Annotated in this window: 17 protein-coding genes; all 17 read right to left on the bottom strand. The window is 40.2% G+C overall.

Features of this window, described 5'->3' with window-relative positions; all coding sequences use genetic code 11:
• Positions 1-28 precede the first annotated feature (28 nt).
• Positions 29-271, bottom strand: a complete 243-nt coding sequence (gene secG / locus G610_RS0116880) for a preprotein translocase subunit SecG (RefSeq protein WP_026494752.1) — start codon at positions 269-271, stop codon at positions 29-31.
• Positions 272-329: 58 nt separating this feature from the next.
• A complete protein-coding gene (locus G610_RS21455) occupies positions 330-2,138 on the bottom strand; it encodes a glycoside hydrolase (RefSeq protein ID WP_051198085.1) in 1,809 nt (602 codons plus the stop codon).
• A gap of 88 nt (positions 2,139-2,226) precedes the next feature.
• Positions 2,227-3,774: a 2,3-bisphosphoglycerate-independent phosphoglycerate mutase gene (gene gpmI, locus G610_RS0116890; RefSeq protein WP_026525710.1), complete on the bottom strand. Its 1,548-nt coding sequence runs from the start codon at positions 3,772-3,774 to the stop codon at positions 2,227-2,229.
• Between the two features lie 143 nt (positions 3,775-3,917).
• Complete coding sequence (locus tag G610_RS0116895) at positions 3,918-4,802, bottom strand: hypothetical protein (RefSeq protein ID WP_026525711.1); 885 nt, start codon at positions 4,800-4,802, stop codon at positions 3,918-3,920.
• Between the two features lie 88 nt (positions 4,803-4,890).
• Positions 4,891-5,532 carry an RpiB/LacA/LacB family sugar-phosphate isomerase gene (locus tag G610_RS0116900; protein WP_026525712.1) on the bottom strand — a complete coding sequence of 214 codons (642 nt, stop codon included), beginning with the start codon at positions 5,530-5,532 and terminating at the stop codon, positions 4,891-4,893.
• 124 nt (positions 5,533-5,656) lie between these two features.
• A complete protein-coding gene (locus G610_RS0116905; protein ID WP_026525713.1) occupies positions 5,657-6,616 on the bottom strand; it encodes an ROK family protein in 960 nt (319 codons plus the stop codon).
• Positions 6,616-9,750 carry a sensor domain-containing diguanylate cyclase gene (locus G610_RS0116910; RefSeq protein ID WP_026525714.1) on the bottom strand — a complete coding sequence of 1,045 codons (3,135 nt, stop codon included), beginning with the start codon at positions 9,748-9,750 and terminating at the stop codon, positions 6,616-6,618. Before G610_RS0116910 ends, G610_RS0116905 begins: the two co-directional genes overlap by 1 nt.
• Positions 9,751-9,902: 152 nt before the next feature.
• Positions 9,903-10,556 (bottom strand): fructose-6-phosphate aldolase, encoded by a 654-nt coding sequence (fsa, locus tag G610_RS0116915; RefSeq protein WP_026525715.1) that lies wholly within the window; start codon positions 10,554-10,556, stop codon positions 9,903-9,905.
• Positions 10,557-10,701: 145 nt separating this feature from the next.
• Complete coding sequence (gene rnhA, locus G610_RS0116920) at positions 10,702-11,196, bottom strand: ribonuclease HI (protein WP_026525716.1); 495 nt, start codon at positions 11,194-11,196, stop codon at positions 10,702-10,704.
• The gene (locus G610_RS0116925) at positions 11,193-12,881 is read right to left on the bottom strand and encodes a MutS-related protein (protein WP_026525717.1); all 1,689 of its coding nucleotides are present in this window, start codon (positions 12,879-12,881) and stop codon (positions 11,193-11,195) included. Before G610_RS0116925 ends, rnhA begins: the two co-directional genes overlap by 4 nt.
• Before the next feature lie 12 nt (positions 12,882-12,893).
• Positions 12,894-14,201: an amidohydrolase family protein gene (locus tag G610_RS0116930; RefSeq protein WP_026525718.1), complete on the bottom strand. Its 1,308-nt coding sequence runs from the start codon at positions 14,199-14,201 to the stop codon at positions 12,894-12,896.
• A 30-nt stretch (positions 14,202-14,231) separates the two neighbouring features.
• On the bottom strand, positions 14,232-15,059 hold the full coding sequence (locus G610_RS0116935; protein ID WP_026525719.1) for a purine-nucleoside phosphorylase: 828 nt from the start codon (positions 15,057-15,059) through the stop codon (positions 14,232-14,234).
• Entirely contained in the window at positions 15,059-17,074 is a 2,016-nt protein-coding gene (locus G610_RS21460) for a serine hydrolase domain-containing protein (protein WP_051198086.1), read from the bottom strand. Before G610_RS21460 ends, G610_RS0116935 begins: the two co-directional genes overlap by 1 nt.
• 84 nt (positions 17,075-17,158) lie before the next feature.
• Positions 17,159-19,039: a heavy metal translocating P-type ATPase gene (locus tag G610_RS0116945; protein WP_026525720.1), complete on the bottom strand. Its 1,881-nt coding sequence runs from the start codon at positions 19,037-19,039 to the stop codon at positions 17,159-17,161.
• Between the two features lie 103 nt (positions 19,040-19,142).
• Positions 19,143-19,358, bottom strand: coding sequence for a cation transporter (locus G610_RS0116950; RefSeq protein WP_026525721.1), 216 nt, complete (start codon positions 19,356-19,358; stop codon positions 19,143-19,145).
• A 260-nt stretch (positions 19,359-19,618) separates the two neighbouring features.
• Complete coding sequence (locus G610_RS21465) at positions 19,619-19,936, bottom strand: ArsR/SmtB family transcription factor (RefSeq protein WP_051198087.1); 318 nt, start codon at positions 19,934-19,936, stop codon at positions 19,619-19,621.
• A 202-nt stretch (positions 19,937-20,138) separates the two neighbouring features.
• Positions 20,139-20,939 (bottom strand): hypothetical protein, encoded by an 801-nt coding sequence (locus G610_RS22455; protein WP_155831060.1) that lies wholly within the window; start codon positions 20,937-20,939, stop codon positions 20,139-20,141.
• Positions 20,940-21,326 lie beyond the last annotated feature (387 nt).

The raw sequence follows: 21,326 nt of genomic DNA on the forward strand, positions 1-21,326 counted from the left end.
TGCCTTTCGTAAAATCAATTCAACTAAATTAGAAAACCTGCATATTAAGTACTACGCTAAGAACTACGAAAAGTACTGATAAAACTACAGTTGTCTTCTTGAGAATTCCCTCTCTGGAACGTCCTTTGTTCTTGCCCCAGTAAGTTGTCTCTGCAAAGCCCTGAATAGCACCAAGTCCCTGTGTCTTACCTTCCTGAGCAAGTACAAGTGTTACAAGTGCTACACAATCAAGTATAAATATAATAGAAAGTACAATCTTTAAAGCTGCCACGAAATTTTCCTCCTAACAAATTCACAAATACCAATATAAATTACCATAAAAACACAGATTAATCAACACCATCAACAATAAAAGTAGTGATAGATTGAGATTTAATATCTGCTGAAAAGCTCATATTTTCGCTGTTTACACTTATGGCTGCATCACCTGTGACATCAGCCCAGTTTTCGCCATCTGCAAGAGTTCCGCTGGTTCTTATGGCAGTTACATTTTCTCCTATGGATTTAAATCCGGTAAGTTCAAACTCCCAGCGTTCATCCTTATTGGCATTGCTGGTAGCCACAATCACAAGCTTTTTATCATTTGGATCATAAGCGCATACAGTGAAGTTATCTCCTGCAAGAATGCAGTAGCCGGGCCTTATATATCTTGTGTACTGACCAAGTGCATAATATTTCTTTGTAAGGATCAGCTCCTCTTCATTGTGATCTCCGATGGCGATTCCCCAAAGGCTGTTGCCACCTTCAAGATCAAGGTCTCCAAAGCAGTGGTCTCTTGTATGCCAGTCATAAGGGTTCGTCTCATCTATATGCACATCAACGGCATCCCAGAGAATCCAGGCTGCAGGTAAAAGCTCATTCATATCAGTTTTAAGCCATTTGGATAAGCCAAGACCCGAAGCCATTTCCCCGGCATTTTTGCCAGCTACGAAATCACCGTCCACTTCGCTCATCCAAAGGTTCTTGCCTTCACTTTCAGCAAGCTTTCGGAGCTGTTTTCTCTCACTGCCTGTATAGCTGTGAGTATCTATTCTTGAAACAACACTTTTTGCATCATCAGATAATGCATTATAAGCCTGAATTGCCGAATCAATGCTGGTCTCATCTGTTCCGCTGATTATGATATCGATACCCTTTTCATCAAGCTCATCCTTTAATGCAACCAAAACTTCAGACTGCATATCGCCGGAGCTTATATGGCAACCCTCCTGCTTTGGGCTATAGCACTCCCAGTAGCTTGTGGTTGGCTCGTTCATTGGACTTACACTTTGATAATTAACAACACCTTCATTTTTCCAGTGCTCAATGACATCTGCCATGTATGCGCCAAAGGCTTCAATTGAATCCTCTCTAAGATTGTCCTCAGAAGGATTAAATCCGCCCGAAGTACAGCCGCTCACTGTCATGAAATACGGAGGAGAGTTGGAAAAAGCTTCTGCAATAAACTCGTCTCCAGCTTCCCTAAGGGCTGCCTTTAACACATTCATCTGATTAACATCGGCGTCCCAGTTATAATTCCATGCATAGCCGCAATCCTCAAAGGCTCTGTCGAAATTCTCTTCGTAATATGAAATGTCATGCTCTGATGTGTCGATTTTGGTCACATCAACAGCATATCCCGGAACCACAGAATCAGAGCGCTTTATATGTGTCTTGTGGGGAACATCAATATCCACATTCTCAGCAGTAAATACTTTGCCGTCTTCAGCGACATTATCTCCGCCTCCCACATTATATCTTCCGATACACATTCCAAGGCCTTCGTCCTTATTAAAGAAAGCCTTTGCAGCAGCGTCTGTCAGCTTTTCACTGTAGCCTAATCTGTTGGCCCACCAGCAAAGGGATGTACCAAAGCCCTGAAATTCTCCATATCCGTCTTCATTGGTATCATTGAAAACAGAATGTTCTTCCAGAGACACTTTAATATTTCTGTCCGGTTCTTTATTCATAGAGGTCTCCCCTTCGCCTTCATTTACGCTATATTCATCACTAGCACCATCTGTGTTATCAGAATTCGTAGCATCACCAGTTACTTCCCCGGAATTCTGATCATCAATATTATCTGTCCTCGTGCCGCAACACCCAAGAGCAACAGAAAATATCACCGCCGCTAAAAGGCAGCTTATTGTTTTTTTCATACCTAATCCCCATACATGCAGTGAAAAAACAACTGTGCGGAAAATCCACACAGTTGTCTGTTTCACACGCCTTAATTTTTATTACGTTTTATTTTTTGATAAGAAGTGATTCTCCTGTCATCTCAGCAGGCTTCTCATAACCCATGCACTCGATAAGAGTAGGAATGATATCTGCAAGGCAGCCATTCTCCTTAAGAGTATAAGCAGGATCATAGTTAACCAGTATGAAAGGAACAGGATTGGTTGTGTGAGCAGTCCAAGGCTCGCCTGTCTCGTAATCGATCATCATATCTGCATTACCGTGATCAGCGCAGATGAACATTGTTCCGTTCTTAGCCTTAACTGCTTCTACGATCTTACCAACGCACTCATCAACTGTCTCAACAGCCTTAACTGCTGCAGGAATAACACCTGTATGACCAACCATGTCAGGATTAGCGAAGTTGGTAACTACAACATCATATTTATCTGAGTTAATAGCTTCAAGAACCTTCTCGCAAACTTCAGGTGCGCTCATCTGAGGCTTAAGATCATATGTTGCAACATCCTTAGGACTGTTTACAAGGATTCTGTCCTCGCCTTCGTTGGGTTCCTCAACACCACCGTTGAAGAAAAATGTAACGTGCGCATATTTCTCTGTCTCAGCGATACGAGCCTGCTTCATGCCCTTAGCTGCAAGCCACTCACCGAAGGTATTTGTAAGAAGAACCTTTTTGAATGCGATTTCCTTGTTAGGGATAAGCGGATCATAATCTGTGAAGCATACATAAGTAGTCTTGATGCGTGCTCCTCTGTCGAACTTATCAAATTCATCATCACAGAAGCAGTGAGTGATCTCTCTTGCTCTGTCAGGACGGAAGTTGAAGAAAATGATTGAATCATTGTCCTTGATTGTAGCAACAGGAGCGCCATCCTTCATGATAACTGTAGGAATAACGAACTCATCTGTCTTGCCATCTTTGTATGTCTGAACCATGCACTCGTGTGCGCTGTCAGCCTTGTTGCCCTCACCCTTTGTAAGTGCATCATAAGCGATCTTCACACGATCATAGTTGTTATCTCTGTCCATTGCATAGTATCTTCCGGAAATAGAAGCTACTTCGCCAACGCCAAGCTCCTTCATCTTATCCTCGAGCTGCTGAACGAAATCGATACCAGATTCCGGAGGTGTGTCACGTCCATCAAGGAAGCAGTGAACATATACCTTTGAAAGACCGTTTCTCTTAGCAAGCTCAAGAAGTCCGTAGATATGTGTAATGTGGCTGTGTACACCACCATCACTTACAAGACCATACATGTGAAGAGCTGAATCATTTTTCTTACAGTTATCGATTGCAGCCATAAGTCCTTCGTTAGTGAAGAAATCGCCATCCTCGATTGACTTTGTGATTCTTGTAAGCTCCTGATAAACGATGCGTCCTGCACCCATATTCATATGACCTACTTCGGAGTTACCCATCTGACCATCGGGAAGACCTACTGCAAGTCCGCTGGCGTTACCTCTTACACAAGGATACTCCTTCATAAGACCGTCAAGAACCGGTGTATTAGCCATTGCAATGGCGTTGCCTTCCGGATTGTCGTTAATTCCGAATCCGTCCATAATAAGTAAAACTGTTGGTTTAGAACCCTGCATATTTTATGCCTCCATATAAATAATAAATTATATTAAATTTGCAATTTAACTGTTTCCACAAAGTAGTATACTGATAAACCGCTTATTTATCAAGTGAAATAGCCCTTTTATGTAGCTTTGGCCTCATTAAAAAAACATAAAAATCATTCAAAACTCTTTAGCTTATTTTCATATTTTGTAATTCTGTCCTGAATCTCTTTTATCTCTTCATCAGACATATGCTTTCTGTTATCGATAACATTATATTCGATAACTTTTATCAGATTGGAATCTCCGCCTTCTCTTTTTTCCTTATCCTTCTGCAAAACCATATTAAGTGCATCAATTATAGTCCTATAGGAAAGCATATAAAGCCCCTTATCCTCTGCCAAAAGCTCACCATCAATAGTGCTATCAGCAAAATAGGACAACTTATCCATGATAGTTTTCCTTGTTTTCGAAGTGGCATTATCCTCTTCATCAAGCAATACCGCTATTGCAGTAAGAACCAGCATATCAGACAGCTCACCATAAAGCTCGTCATTACTAAGAAAATCTGTGATAAGCTTATACTTTTTCTGTCTGCTCATCTTCTGGGGCATTCCAGCCATCATGGAATGGTCATAAGCATTTCTAATCTCAATGTCGGTTCTCATAAGCTCTGAAAAAGCAAATACTATAGTCTGCTTATCTTCTGTAGTTACGCCCTCTGTATCTTTTCCACTAAGTAGCCCAAGCTTATCTATTGCAGCCATAAGAAACTGACCGGAATCGAGGGCTGAATGAATACAGTCTCTTGCAAAAATCGGATCATACTCATCAAGAGCACGTGATGCTATGCACATATTAGCAGCAAAAACAGATGTGGCACAAAGATCATATTCTACGCTTCCATCCTCGTCCTGCTGATCAAATGCTTTTTCTATAGCATCTCTAAGTTCCTGTGCCAAAGCATCATTTCTTTCATCAGAAAACTCAAGCTCATATAAACCATAGGTTACAGCCAAGTCTTCTGCGCTTTTTCTTCTTAATTCCAATAAATCTTTCATTTTTACTCCCATTTTTCGCAAAGAAAAAGCCCCACAAATGTACGCTTTGGCGCAAGCATCTGCGAGGCTTTGTTTTCAGGAAATATTATTATTTCATAAGCTCGTTAACGTACTTTTTAATTTTATCATCCTTTGCGTTAGCATTAAAGTACTCAAGGAAATGTTCGCCTGAAAGAGCACCCTTAACAAGGTCCTGATCAAGCTTTGAAAGAATCTCAGTAAGATCCTGAACATAAGTCACCTTCTTAACTTCATCAAGAATCTTCTTATTTCTCTGCTCCGGAACAGCTCTTTCTCTGGGATATCCCTGGCCGCTGGGCTCGCAGAAAAGCTTCTCGAAAATATACTCAAGATTGAGGTCTCCGCCCCATCCATAACCCTTAGCAAAAGGAAGTGAAATAGCATTGCCGTCATTTATCTGTGCAAAGGTGTAAGCATCAAGGGCATCTTCTACATGACCGCAGATAACGCCGGGAAAGCTGTTAAGTGCAAGCATTGCACCTTCACCTGTGCCGCATCCTGTGATCACATAATCAACAGCGCCTGAATTAAGCAAAACTGCTGCAAGAATACCATTCTGTACATAAGTGAGCTGAGCTTCATCCTCTGCAGAATACATACCGTAATTGAATACCTCAAAGCCGTAGCCGTCAGCCACCTTCTTAAGTGAGTTATATATAACCTGGTTTTTCGCAGCCTGACTGTTCTCATTAATTAGACCGATCTTCATAAAAAAATAACCTCCCAAATATTAAAGTATTTGCAAGGTTATTTTATCTCTAAATATTCATTTATTCTATACCGCTAAGGCATTAGTACTGTTTTTTCAACATTTATGGCATAAAAAGCTTTAGTTAATTATCCTCTATCATGGCAAGAGCGCCGTAGATATTTGAATCATCACCAAGAGCTGCCTTTTTAAGCTCTACAGTATTTCTGATGGAAGGCATGCAATAGCGATCTACCTCTGCTAAGATCTTCTCCATGAAGAAATCTCCAACAGCTTCCATTACACCGCCGCCGTAAACCACGATGTCAGGGCTTATGGTATTTATCATATTGCCTGTTGCAATTGCAAGATAATGGCACGCTCTGTCAACAGCTTCAAGAGTAACGGGGTCTCCTGCTGCAATGGCTTTTTTCAGATTCTTACTCTTAAATACGCCATTTTCTATGGTATCTGCCAGCATGTTCTTTCTGCTTCTGTTTGTCTGCTGCATGATATAAGAGCTCATGCCCTTTTTACTTGAAAATGCTTCAAGGCAGCCTCTCTGACCACATCCGCAAAGAGGTCCCTCGGGGTCCAGAATCATGTGTCCGTACTCAGCAGCCTTATACTTATTTCCTGTAAAAAGCTTGCCATCAAGGATAAGTCCGCCGCCCATTCCTGTTCCTACGAAGAAACCGACTACGTTCTTATAACCCTTGGCAACGCCGTACTTGTACTCACCAAGAACGCCCACATTAACATCATTTCCGATATAAAAAGGAATTCCTACTTCTTTCTCTATGGAAGATTTGATGTCATAATTCTGCCATGGAAGATTAGGGGATGTAAGGACGATACCTGCACCCTGATCGATTACACCCGGAGCGCCTGCTGCTATTGCCTTAATCTTGGACTTCTTAATATCAGAATCCTTGATCATGTCGTTAACGACACTTATGATGACTTTCTCGATATTATTTACATCATCGCCCATTTCCTTAGTCTTCTTTTTAAGGCGATACACGATTTCTTTCTTTTCATTGAAAATCGCGCCAAGTATCTTAGTTCCCCCAATATCAAGGCAAATGTTATAAGTATCTCCCATTACTTATCCTCCTTTTGTTCTGACTTAATATACTGTCCGTAGTTGTTTCTGCCGCTTTCCTTAACTTTGTAGAGTGCCTTATCGGCATTCTGATATAACGAGTTATAATTAGTACCATCATCAGGACAAAGAGCATATCCTATAGACATAGTATACGTCACTTTTTGTCCTTTGTATTCAAATGATTTATCCATTGTAGAAAAATCACTTAGAATTTTATCAACTTCAGGCTGAGTTTTATTCCTTATTATTACCATGAACTCATCTCCGCCTATTCGTGCAGGATAGCTGTCATCTCCCATGTACTTCTTCATTCTCTCAGAAGCATCCTGAAGGACCTTATCACCACAGTCATGTCCGTAGTTATCATTAAACTGTTTGAAGAAATCAAGATCAAGAAGCACCATTGCGAAGTTCTGGGTTTCAGGATCATTCATGATATCCTCAACTACCCTTGTAATGGTCATTCTGTTGAACAGTCCTGTGAGAACATCCCTCTCCGCAAGATTTCTGATGGTCTCATTGGTGCGCTTAAACTCATCAACGTCATAAGTGAGGATATATACATGAATATTGTCACCATCACGAATTTTCCTGATCTGGTAGCAGGCGTTCTGATATCTTGGCTTATCACTTGCACCGGTTCTCTGGAGATATACGATTTTTCCTGAAATATTACCTTTCTCATACTCGGCAATAAGTCTGTCCTTGTCATAGAACTCGTACATCTTATCCCTGTCTTCTTCAATGACCTGTGAAAATACCATGCTTTTTATCACTTCACCAAAAGGAAGTGAGATATATCCGGTTTCACCAAAGTCACTGATAAGACCGCTTTGTCCAAGATGCATATATATAGTCTGATCATCCGTAAGAGAAGCCTCCAGGAAAAACGTATTCCTGATAAACTGTTCAAAGGATCCATAACCAAGGGTATCGGTAAAGGCATCACTGGCAAGAAGCAGGTATATAGGATCACTTGGCATATCATAATATTCACTGCCACTCTGACTTATTTCAGGAAGCTTTCTCATACGCTCTGCATCGATACTTCTTGAGCACATAAGAAACATCTTGCTGCCTTCGGAAATAATAGGAACTATGAGGTACATAAGCCAGTTGTACTCTCCGTTAACATCTATTGTTCTAAAGTAATCCGTCAAATGGTCAGTGCCAAATTCCGCAAGTCGTTCATCGAGTGTACTGCAATCGAAAAATGAAATAAAGGCGGTTCTGTCTTCATTGTAAATGGCTTCATTGGCAAACTTTACAATTGCCTCTGAGTATTTACAATCAGACAGAGAAACACCATATTTTGTCTTATTTTCATAGATTATATCGAATTCATCCGTATCTATCTGCGTTCTTGCAATTCTCGTATATAACGGATACAAAAATCTCAGAGAATTGTTAAGCTTTGCCGCTCTGGTCTCAGGATCATTTTTCGTCAAAGTCTCAATTGTTGCAATCAAGGCAGCTTTGCCTATGCTGTCATCAATGATTCTTCTGAGCATAATCCTGTGGAAACCTTTGCCTGTAACAAATTCCATAGCATGGATTTCATCATCTTTAGATGAATTACGGGCAAGATCTCGTAGCTGCTTTGAGAATGGATTTAGCTTGTCGTTAAATACCATTTCAACATTATAAAGACCATCAATAAACATGTCTGAAATGACCTCGTCAAAGCCGCGACTGGTCATCAGTATCCTGAACTTCCTTCCGTTAAATACCATAATAGCAAGCGGAAGCTGATTCAGATATGTAAATTCGTCCTCATGATTAGAATTTCTGTTCTCAATGGGCGTCTGAGAAAGAATATTAACTTTACCGATTTCACGATAAAAATCTCTCTCTTCAAAGGTCTCATATTCGTATGGATAAATACCCTCATCGTAATAATCTATAGGCTTTGCTTCTGAATAAAGATGTCCCTGGGTCTTCTCGCAGCCGGTCTGCTTAAGGAACTCCAAAACCTCCTCATCCTCAACGGCGCCCATCATGGTAGTCATGCCAAGCTCCTTCGAAAGATTAAGGATATTTTTCAGAATAATCCTGGATGTCAGATCATTATTAAATCCCGAAAGGAAATTACTGTTGATTTTGATGGTATCAAAAGGCATATCTCTGATAGCCTGAAGCGCAGAATACTCACTTCCGAAATCATCAAATACTATGTGGAAACCATTTTCTTTAAATTTTTCCAGTTCTTTCTGTATGCCCTTTTTGTCTCTGGTTATTTCAGCTTCACTTATCTCAATCTGGATCAGGTCATTTGTCAGATTATTTTTCTCCAGTTCCTCCTTAAACAGTTCCAGTACATCTATAAGGAGAAAATCGAGTTTTGTGAGATTAATCGAAACAGGAACCGGCTCCATTCCTCTGTCGATAACAGTTCTCTGATCCTTACATACCTGTCTTATAACATATTCATCAAGTAAATGAATCTTTCTTGCATTCTCAAGAACTGGTACAAAATCGTAAGGCAAAAGGAATCCATACTCATCGTTTTTCCACCTGGCAAGTGCTTCCAAACCGCATACTTTTCCTGATAATGTGTGGAATATGGGCTGATAGTAAACCACTATTTCTCCGTTTTTGAGAGCATCCTCCAAATGGTGCACAACATAGTGCTGCATAAGGATTTTCTCATCCACATCATTTTTGTCAAAAATTGAAATTTCGGATTCGTTCTTTTCACAAAGATCACATGCAATCTTTGCGTTCTCCACTATTTCGAGACCGTTTCTGTCATCGGAATTGATAGCATATATACCGGCTTTTATTTCCATTCCGGTATGAATATATACTTCATCAAAATCCATTTTTATTTTCTTTATAAAACGCTCTATATCATCTATATCTGTGAAAACAACGAACTGATCGTCCTCGAATTTCCCGACTAGATCAACGGGGAAGCAATTCTTTATCTTATTAGCCACAAAGAGCAGAACTTCATACCCTTCGTCAAAGCCATTTCTCATGTAATATGAATCAAAACCTTTAATACTGAAAAATACACAGCAAAAAGAAGCAGCAAAATCACCATTTTCTGCTTTTTCGTTAATAGCATTGATTAGTGAATCTTTTAGGTATAGGTCTGTGATCAACCACTTGTTAGTATCTTTTTCCACGTCGATACCTGCCTGGTCCTTTATTCATATTACTAATTAATGTTATCAAAATACAAAATATAAAACTATAAAAAATCCGAAATGTTATAGAAAAATTATAGAATTTTAAGAAAAAAGGCTGCCTAAAAAAGGCAGCCCTGAATCACTTTATATTATTCACCGAAAACGGCTTTGTAATCCTTCTGGAACTTTTCAATTCCTGCTGTTGTAAGAGGGTGATTAACCATCTGAGCGATTACAGCATAAGGAACTGTAGCAATGTGAGCACCTGCAAGTGCGCAGTCTGTAACGTGCATAGGATGACGAACAGATGCAGCGATGATCTCTGTATCAATTCCGTGTACGTCGAAAATCTGAGCAACCTCAGAAATAAGGTCTGTACCTCTTGTGCTGATATCATCAAGTCTTCCAAGGAAAGGACTTACGAAAGCAGCGCCTGCTCTTGCAGCAAGAAGTGCCTGGTTAGCTGTGAAAATAAGAGTCATGTTGATCTTGATGCCCTCAGCTGAAAGTGTGTGGCAAGCCTTAAGACCTTCCTCTGTCATAGGAATCTTAACAACCATGTTAGGGTGAATCTTAGCAATCTCACGTCCCTCAGCAATCATGCCCTCAGCATCAACTGTTGTAGCCTTAACCTCACCACTGATAGGTCCGTCAACGATAGATGCGATCTCAGCAACTACCTGCTTGAAATCTCTGCCTTCCTTTGCGATAAGGGAAGGGTTTGTGGTAACACCGCAAATAACGCCCATATCGTTGGCTTTCTTGATGTCTTCTACATTAGCAGTATCCAAAAAGAATTTCATAATACACTCCTGTCCGCTTAAGAACGACTTAAGCTTAAACAACTATAAGATTTTTTCATACATTGAAAATAATAGCATAGATGAATCTAATTTCAAATGGAAATGTGCCCTTTTAATATTAAAAATTGCTTTTACTACATTTTGTTCAATAATTGCGTAAATCTCCGCCATCATCATGTAAAAGCGTCGATGGATCGCCGTCTGCCGCTGTTGTTGCAAGGCTGTCGCACCTCTCGTTTTCAGGATGTCCGTCATGCCCCTTAACCCAGTGCCATGTCACATTATGTTTTTCGACCGCACTAAGAAGTCTCTTCCAAAGTTCAACGTTTTTAACAGCCTTACCGTCTGATTTTTTCCAGCCCTTTTTGATCCAGCTGTCTATCCAGTGCTCATTAAAGGCACTTATCACATATTTAGAATCAGAAAAAAGGTCCACATCGCAGGGCTTGTTAAGAGCCTCTAACCCCATAATGGCGCCCATAAGCTCCATTCTGTTATTGGTGGTCTTATCGTAGCCTGCGCTTATCTCCTTTTCATGGAGCTGCCCCTTGGCATCAATAAACTGAAGTACTGTGCCGTATCCGCCAGGGCCGTCCGGATTCCCTCTTGCTGAACCATCTGAATAAATAGTTACTTTCATTTACACCTCTTCCAAATTCCTTCTTTGTCAAAATACTCTGCCATTGCTTCCGCATCCTCAACTATGGACTTATCATAGCCTATTGATTCAAGGAGCTTTATGGCATTCCTTGTTGTGGCAGGACCTGTGCGTATCCGATAGTCAAAAATAACATCTCCGCCTGTCATATCACCTTCAAAATGATAGATATCATATTTATCAGCCAAAATACCGCACAGCTCACCGTCATGGGTAGCTGCAAAGCAGAAAACACCTTCCTTTGTAAAATAATCAAGAACCATTGAAGATGCGGCGATTCGCTCTGTAGTATTGGTGCCCCTTAGCACCTCATCCACAAAGCAAAGAACCGGGGCAGCTTCTTTATCTCTAGCTGCATCAATCACGCGCTTTAAGGATTTTATCTCTGCCATGTAATAGCTGTCGCCAAGATTAAGGTCATCACGCAGTGCCATTGAGCTATAGATCCGATACAGTTTTCCTCTATACGCAGAAGCTGTACATGTATGGATAGTCTGTGCAAATATGCTGTTTATTGCGCTCATTTTAAGGAACGTTGATTTACCCGAAGCATTTGATCCGGTAAGAAGAAGTCCTCTTTTCAGTGTGATTGAATTAGGCACTGGACTCTCAAGAAGAGGATGATATCCTTCTTCTATCCTGTATTCTTCATCTGATACAAATTCAGGTGTGCAATACTTACCATCAAGGGAAGCTCTGTAATAACAGATGGATAACACTGCATCCATCTTACCCATCAGTGTAATAAGTCTGTCCACGCTGTCCTTATTGGGTTCAAGCTTATCGAACATTCTTCCAAACTTTATAAGGTCCACATGAGTGATCATTCTCACATAATCAGCAAGAATATCAAGGGGATTACCACTGCCTGTCCTTCCGGCACCTGATATAACGATCCAGGAATTCCTCGAAAAGCCGCTTAACGTAGCCGTAAGGCTTTTTAGCTCTTCCGTTTCCTTTGCAAAGGATTCGCTGTTTTCATCAGCTATTTCCTTTGCCCATCTGATGAGCCTGCATATATACGCAAAGGTCACAAGATAAGGCTCAATCTGAGCTTTTATCTTGAAATAGGTCACAATGTTATAGCTGACAATTACAAGAAGCGCTATAAAGCCAACCGTAAATCCAAAGAAAGACATATAAATAATCGCTGCCGCCATAAGGAAAAGCGCCAGATAATGCGGCACTGCAGATATCCTCTTTGCTCCGTTTAAAAGATCCAGGTAATCGTATATAGAATATTTTCCGGATTTACCGATTTTTCGAAAAACAGATTTTAATCTGATACGTTCTGATTCATTAGACTTAAGAGTATCAAACTCCTGCTCAAGCTCAGAAAAGTCATCTGTATAAACAGGATTCCTTAGCATATAGTAAAGATACTCTTCTCCGGAGGATGACTCGCAGTAATTAATTCTGTCGAAAACTTCATCCATGGAAAGATCAGAGAAAGTGATATCATCCACAAAGTACGTACCCTTATGCTTTTCATGATATCCGCCTATATGCGAATTTTTGGACAAAAGCCTTTTGTCAGGCCTTTGTCCAAACTCTTTTTTAAACTTATTACAAAACTTTTTCTCTTCCGCCCTTGCGTTCCTTAGTCCAAATAAGAAAAGGACAAACAGAAATGCGCAAATGCCAAGCAAAAAATAAACTCCGTTCATTAAATTCCCCAATTATAATTCTTTATCTATTCTGCTCTTGATCTCATTTGCCTTAGCATAGATTTCTTCAGGAGCTATTCCGATATTGTATTCGCCCTTTTCATAACGGATGATTCCGCCGATCATGGTAAGAACAACATTTGAATTACTTCCGCTGTAAACAATGTTCTTGCAAATATTGTTTATGGGCTGCATATTGGGCTGATTAAGATCGATCATGATTATATCAGCCTTTTTGCCCTCTTCAAGAACGTCGCAGTCATTAAGTCCCATTGCATGTGCACCATTAACTGTTGCCATCTTGAGAACTTCAATGGCATCAATGCAGGAAGCATCGTTCTCTTTAAGTTTTCCAAGTCCTGTTACAAGGAACATCTCGCGGAACATATTGAGGCAGTTGTTGCTGGCAGGTCCATCTGTTCCAATAGCAACAGGAATTCCTCTTTTAAGATAATCATTTATAGGTGCAATTCCGCTGGCAAGCTTAGTGTTGGATCCCGGATTGGTAACCGCGAACATATTTCTCTTCTTGAGAATTTCCATATCCTTCTCATCTGTATGAACAAGGTGATATCCGCCACCGCCATATTCAAACATTGAAAGACTGTCAAGGAACTGCAATGGGCTCATGCCGTAGCGTCCCTTGCACTCCTCTGTTTCAGGAGCAGTCTCAGAAATATGTGTATAAACTGGTGCCTTATACTTATGAGCAAGCTCTGCTATTTTCTCAAGGAGCTCCTTTGAGCAGGTGTATTCTGCATGGAATCCGATCATGTATGAGTTATATGGATCTTTTCCATTAAGCTCGTTGTAGCACTTTTCAACCAGCTCAACCGACTGACTGAAATTGTTTACAGCGCCAACCTGGACGCATCTCATTCCGGCATCTCTGCAGGCATCCGCTATGGATTCGGGAGTAAGGTACATATCAAAAATTGATGTGATACCGCCGTCAAGGTACTCCAGAATCGCCAGCTGAGTAAGATAATAGATATCCTCTGCAGTCATTTTTGCTTCCACAGGGAAAACCTGATTGTTCAGCCACTGCGCAAGGGGCAGATCATCTGCTCTTGAACGAAGCAGTGTCATTGCAGAGTGAGTGTGTGCATTTTTAAATCCGGGCATAAGGAGATTGCCCTTACAGTCTATCTCTCTGTCAAATACAAGCATTGCGTCGGGGTGATCCTTGTAGTAACCCTCTATCTGAGACGTGTTGTCACAGTAGATGATCTTGTCGTCATTTGTCCAAAGCTCACCTTCAAATATGTCCTGTCCATCCTTCATAGAAAGGATTCTGGCATTGTAAAAACGGATTCTCATTTTGCACCTCTTTATAGTTTATTTTTATGATTAGAATTTCTTAATGCAGTCCGTAACAAGCTTTTCGAATAATTTACCTGACTTATCAGCAGCCTTCTGTACATCCTCATGGGAAAGAGGATCGCCCATTCCTGCTGCAAGATTACTGATGCAGGAAATTGCACAGATTCTCATACCCATATGATTACCAACGATAGCTTCTACAACGGTACTCATACCAACAGCATCAACGCCGAGAGTTCTAAGCATTCTGATCTCAGCAGGTGATTCAAAGGAAGGACCTGTAAGCTGTGCATAAACGCCTTCATGGAGATAAATCTTATCCTCGATTGCTGTATCCTTTACAATCTTCATAAGGTCCTTATCATATACATTACTCATGTCCGGGAATCTGGTACCAAACTCATCTACATTGGGGCCAATAAGCGGGTTAGGTGCAAAAACAGAAACATGATCTGTAAGGAGCATGAAATCACCAGGATTAAAGCTGTAGTTGATACCGCCTGATGCATTTGTAAGGAAAAGAATCTCAGCACCAAGCATTCTCATAACTCTTGTAGGAAGTACAACATCGCTGATGTCATATCCCTCGTAGTAGTGAACACGTCCCTTCATGCATACTACAGGTGTCTCTCCAACATATCCGAAAATAAATCTTCCATCATGACCGGGAACTGTAGAAACAGGGAATCCCGGAATCTCTGAATAAGGAATCTCACATTTTATATCAATCTGGCTTGCGTAATTACCAAGGCCTGAGCCCAAAGTAAGTGCTACCTTCGGCTTAAAATCCGTAACCTTTCTTATCGCTTCTACGCAACCATTTACTTTCTCAAAAACTTCTTTAGCTGTAGCCATTAGTCTTCCTCCGTTATCGCTTCATTTTCTGAACTGATACTATTTTCATCAGTATTTATATAATACCCTAAATCCTGTGAAATTCCCACAGCATCCCGCAATTTGCCATGGAGCTTGGGACGAACTGTATCTCTTATTGCAAGGGTAAGGGCATCTATAGCTCCGTAATCATTTATAAAGCTTACGAAAATTCCGGTTATTCCCTTAATCTGTTCAAGGCTTCCAAACTGATCAAGGATTCCAAAAAGCATTCCGCTTCCGGGAATCTCATCGAATCTTATTCCAATATTATCAGGGGCAGCAGGTCTGTTTTTATCAAAACAGATACCGTGCTGAAGGGGTTCTCTTTTACCAAAGTATATATTCATAACTCTGGTGGTTGAGTCTTCAACAAAATAGAACTCATTTCTAAGAACGGGTCTGTTGTACTCATCTGTAGAAAACTCTGAAATCACTGAAAGCCTGTAGCTCTCGCCGTGCTCATCCACATCTGTGTAAGTAGGGTTCTCTCTGGAGCAGCACTTAAGCTTTATCTCCTTTTCGCCTTCCTTGATGATCATGTAAAAGGCGTCGCTTCTGTCATCATACTCAAAGCCTATACTTGAGATTCCATCCGTATAGTTATTGTGCATTACCTGCATAAGAAGCGGCATAACGCCAACACCCTTATCGTCCATATCATAGACGCATCCGTCCAGGCATTTTTTCAAAATCCTCTCAAAGCCCTGTTCGCTATCACCCTGGAGCTTTTGCTCTCTGCTCAAAGGTACGTTTCTGTAATGTCTCTTTGATGAACCCTTTGTCATAACAAGCTTTCTGTTTTTAAAGCCATGGTTATAGATAAGAGCATTTTTAAATTTCTTTCCTTCTGCTTCAAGGATAAAGTCATTAAGCTTTTTCTGGGCTGCAAGAGTTTTCTCATCCACTTCTATGGCAGCATCCGATACCTTTATTTCTGCCATCTCGCCTCTTATGATCCTTGACATATTACCTGCCTGGAAAAGATCGTCATTTCCTGCATTTGTAACGATGATCATATTAAGGTCAGGATAGCAGTATACATTCTGTCCCAGCATTCCATTGAAGGTATAAGCCCCTTCCCTGTCAGCACCTGTCCAAAGCTGATAGCCGTATCCCGGTGATGATTCGTTTTTCGTCTCAACCTGAGGCTTTGTTGCTTCCAATACCCATTCCTCAGGTAAAATCTGCTTTCCGTCATACATGCCCTTATTAAGATAGAGGATTCCAAGCTTTGCCATATCCTCAATGCGCATAAACATACCCCAGCCGCCCTTGGTAATATTCTGCGGACAGGTCTCCCAGAACACTCTTTTGATTCCAAGGGGTTCGAAAAGTCTTGGTTTTAAATATTCAAGCATGCTCTCCCCTGTCAGCTCAGTGACTATGGCTGAAAGCATATATGAGTTCATGGAATTATATTCAAAGACAGAACCTGGCGCATTTTTCTGCTGAGCTTCAAGAAAAAGCTTACGCCAGTCATTTCCTGAAATCGCACCTGATTCATTAAAAGATACACCGCTTGTCATGGTCAGCAGGTGTCTAACGGTCATACCGTTTGAGAACACAAGCTGTAGCGGATTTTTCCTGCTACTGAAAATATCCGCTACCTTGTCATCAAGTTTAAGTTTTCCTTCTGTAACAAGGAAGCCGATAGCCATTCCTGTCACGCTTTTGCACATGGAGTGTGTCACATGCCACACATCCTTTTCAAAAGGCGATGCGCAAAACTCGCCTATTACATGCCCATTTCTGATTGCCATCACTTTATGTATGTGGCAACTGTTATTGCAATAGAGCTTTTTAAATAAACCAAGAAGAAAAGCTGAATCCACGCCCATTTCTTCAGGTGTTGACCTTGGAAGAAATGTCTCTCCTTCATTATCCTCAGGAAAAAGAGGCTTTTGCGGAGAGTACTCTACGTTACTGATTTCACCGGTCTTGTGACCGATAAGCTTCATAAGTAGCTTTAAAATATCACGTTCCTGCTTAGCCATATTTTGACTCCTATCCCATTTAGTCCCGCAGGAAATGAGTCAGTAAAGCTATTTGATCCATTTTTCCTAAATACCCGCGGGCTTTTAGTCCTCAAGGGCTCTCATGGAATTAAGAATGGCAATTACCGCAACACCTACATCACCAAATACCGCAAGCCACATGGTCGCAATTCCAAGCGCTCCGAGAACAAGAATCAGTAGTTTTACAAAAAGGGCGAATACGATATTCTGCTTAACTATTCTGAGAGTCTTTCTGGCAATTCTAATGACATCGGATATCTTCCTGATATCGTCGTCCATAAGAACTATGTCAGCTGCTTCGATGGCTGCATCAGAACCAAGAGATCCCATTGCAATACCTACATCTGCTCTCATCAAAACAGGTGCATCATTTATTCCATCTCCCACAAATGCAACCTTATTAGAAGCATCATTCAGGAGTTCTTCAACCCTTTCTACCTTATCAGCAGGCAAAAGCTCGTAGTACACTTTATCAATACCAATCTCTGATGCAACGCTCTCTGCTGTCTTCTTACTGTCACCAGTTAGCATTACAACTCTTGATACTCCCGATGTCTTAACATCTGAAATAGCTTTCGCCGCACCTTCTTTTATTGTATCAGATATTATGATGCATCCAAGATATTTTTTATCTTTGGCGATATATACTATGGTTCCTGGCTCAGTGGTTTCATCTGCTTCTATGCCATTTTGAGACATAAGCTTGAAGTTACCTGCAAAATACTCATCGTCTTCATACTTTGCACTTATTCCAAGTCCCGCATATTCCTTAACATCAGTAACCTTTGAAAGATCCGGCTTAGCAGAAAACTTTTCTTCGTAAGCTTCCTGAATAGACTTTGCGATTGGATGATTTGAAAATCCTTCCAGGTGAGCTGCCATCTTAAGAAGCTGCTCTTCATCGATATTTGCGGAAGGATTTACAGCTATTGTTTTAACCTTGAATTCACCCTTTGTGATGGTTCCAGTCTTATCCATAACAAGGGTATTTACATTGGCAATGGCTTCAAGGTAGTTACTTCCCTTAACAAGAATACCCTTCTTGGAGCTTGCTCCGATTCCTCCAAAAAATCCAAGAGGAACTGAAATAACCAGTGCACAGGGGCATGATACTATAAGGAAAATACATGCTCTTTTTATGGAATCCGAAAATGGCATAAGACCAAGAATCGGAGGGATAATTGCAAGGAGCACAGCACCTATTGTTACAACGGGTGTGTAATATCTTGCAAATCTGGTTATGAAGTTCTCCATTCTGGACTTTTTGTTGCTGGCATTCTCAACGAGCTCTAAGATCTTTGCAACTGTAGAATCTTCGTACTTCTTTGTGGTCTTAATTCTAAGAACGCTGTCCTTATTTACACATCCGCTGATTATATCAGCACCTTCAGTAATTCTTCTGGGTACGGATTCACCTGTAATGGATGAAGTATCAATGAACGAATCACCTTCCACAACAATACCGTCTACAGGAATCTTTTCACCGGGCTTAATAACCAGAATGCTTCCAATCTCTACATCAGAAGGGTCAACCTCCTCGATTTCTCCTGCTTCATTTTCAAGATTTGCATACTCAGGAGCGATGCTCATCATATCAGCTATAGACTTTCTTGATTTTCCAACAGCGTAGCTCTGGAAAAGCTCACCAATCTGATAGAACAGCATAACTGCCACAGCTTCTGAATATTCGCCAATTCCGAAAGCGCCGAAGGTAGCGATCATCATAAGGAAGTTTTCATCAAAAACCTGTCCGTGAGATATATTTATAGCTGCTTTTCTAAGAACGTCATATCCAATCACCAGGTATGGTATAAGGAAAATCACAAATACCGCCACCTTTGGAAGACTGTCCATAAGTCCTGTGTGCTCACATACAAGAAGTATTGCAAACACTATAAGTACAGCAATTATTCTGTTTCTGGTTTTTTTCATTTTCATAGTCATAACATATCTCCGGTCCTGTGTCTTTAATGCTATAAAAATTCGGAATCCCTTTAGGTATAAGACTTATTGTTTTAAGTCATCTGATATCCGATTGTAATCTTATTTAGATCTCGATTTCGCAGTCAGGTTCTACCTTCTTGCAGGCCTTAACAGCTTCCTTAAGTACTGTGTCATAAACATCATCTGCAGCTTCAAGTGTAAGCTTCTGAGTCATAAAATTTACTCTTGCATCCACAACACCATCAAGCTTCTTGATGGCATCCTCCATCTTTGCTGCACAGTTAGCACAATCAACTTCACATTTGTAGGTCTTTTTCATAGTTTTATCTCCTTCTTGGTTTAAATTTTTGCGGAGGTGATCTCCGATTTGGTAACTTTACTTATTTCGATTACTATTTCTCGCATTTAATTTGGATTTCGAATAGCATTCATATATCTTGGATGTATTCTTATTGCGACTATTCATCCTTCTTCGATGCATTCTCTTATTATTGCGATTGTTTATCCTTCTTCGATGTGTTCTCTTATTATTGCGATTGTTTATCCTTCTTCGATGTGTTCCCTTATTATTGCGATTGTTTATCCTTCTTCGATGTGTTCACGTCCCATGGCAATTATTGTTCTCACATGTTCATCTGCCAAGGCGTAATACATTTGCTTTCCATCTCGTCTGCTTCTTACCAGCTTATTCACTTTAAGTATCTTAAGCTGATGTGATACCGCCGACTGAGTCATACGAAGTTTATCAGCAAGATCATTCACACAGAACTCATCTGCAAAAAGCGCAAACAATATTTTAATTCTGGTGGAATCACCAAAGACCTTAAACAGTTCAGCAAGGTCATACATCTCTTCCTCATTTGGAAGTTCGTCGAATTTGCAGCTATAGTGTTCCATTTGCCCTCCTCACTCTTTATTAATCATCAGCACAAACTGTCATTCTTTCAAATTACTTATGTTATGTTGTGTTTTATTTCAAGTATGATTATGTTTTATATTTACATATGAATATTTGTTCATATGTATGATTATAAATTACTACTCTTTATTCCTTATGTCAACATTTTATTGAGTTTTCATTGGGAATTTTAATGAATATTTAAATAAGATATTGCTCGATCACACTCTTTATGGTGGCTGAACTTATCGGATGCTGCGATGTCTCGAATGTCATTATCATATTTTTCCCTTGAAAATACCCGGTCTGCATGTAAGCATCAATTTTAAATACATTCTTGTTGGCATAACTCAAACTATCCATTCTACCAAAATGTTCCCATATATACTGTTTTCCTGTCCTTACATTCAAGCAAGTAAAATCCGGTCTTACGTTACCCAACAACTTGATTTTGGTTGGATATTCATAGCGATATGGAATATTCATTTTTTCCAATGTGTTTGCAATCATCAATTCTGATTTTGATCTGACCCGAATACCATTATCAGAGTAAAATTCAGCACTGCCCTCTTCAAATCCCATAGGTTCATACTCAACATTTTTCCACTTTTCTATAAATGCTTCTCTAGGCTCTATTATAGGAACAATCAATTCTTTTCTTGCATCTGACATCCTGTTATATATTTCTTCTATCCCGGGAATATCATACACAGATAAGAAATTTTCCATATTTTTCTTAATATTGCACAGCTTTTTTCTCATATTCTCGTTATAATCTCTCTGTGCAACTGTCCGCAAAGATTCAATTTCGCATTGCTTTGCATATTTACGCCTTTTTGTCTTTTTATCCACCCAATAATACTGAGTTAATCCATTGCTTTTACTAACACTAATATATTTATCAGGCAAATTTTTATATTTTCCCGCCTGTTCGCTAATCTTTGAAATTAACCCTTCGATCTGCTTTAATTGAACTTCAAGTTTGTTTCTATAATCTTCCACCAAACAATAATCCTTTCTCTATTTATGTTTCAAATTCATGATTTCTTTCGTAAAATCCTTACGATACTGATCCAACATGGTCAAACGTCAATTTACTGCACTATTCTAGTACACCGAAAAATAAATTACTGGTACATTCACGCTGAATGATTGTGCATATGCAATGAAGCCGAATGAGGCAATGCGGGCATTGCTGATTGAGGATGAAGCAGCATATGTGCATTCAGACAAGCAAATGTGCCAGATAATTATTATTCGGTGTGCTAGCTTACAAATGCCACATTCGCCTTAGTCCTACGGGGGAAATGGCTTTTCTCGGCATCTTCCACGTTATCTAAGCCCCGATTCCTACCTTTCTAACGGGGATGATTGGCTTTTCCTGGCTTC

It is taken from the genome of Butyrivibrio sp. MB2005 (assembly GCF_000424285.1).
GTDB lineage: Bacteria > Bacillota > Clostridia > Lachnospirales > Lachnospiraceae > Butyrivibrio.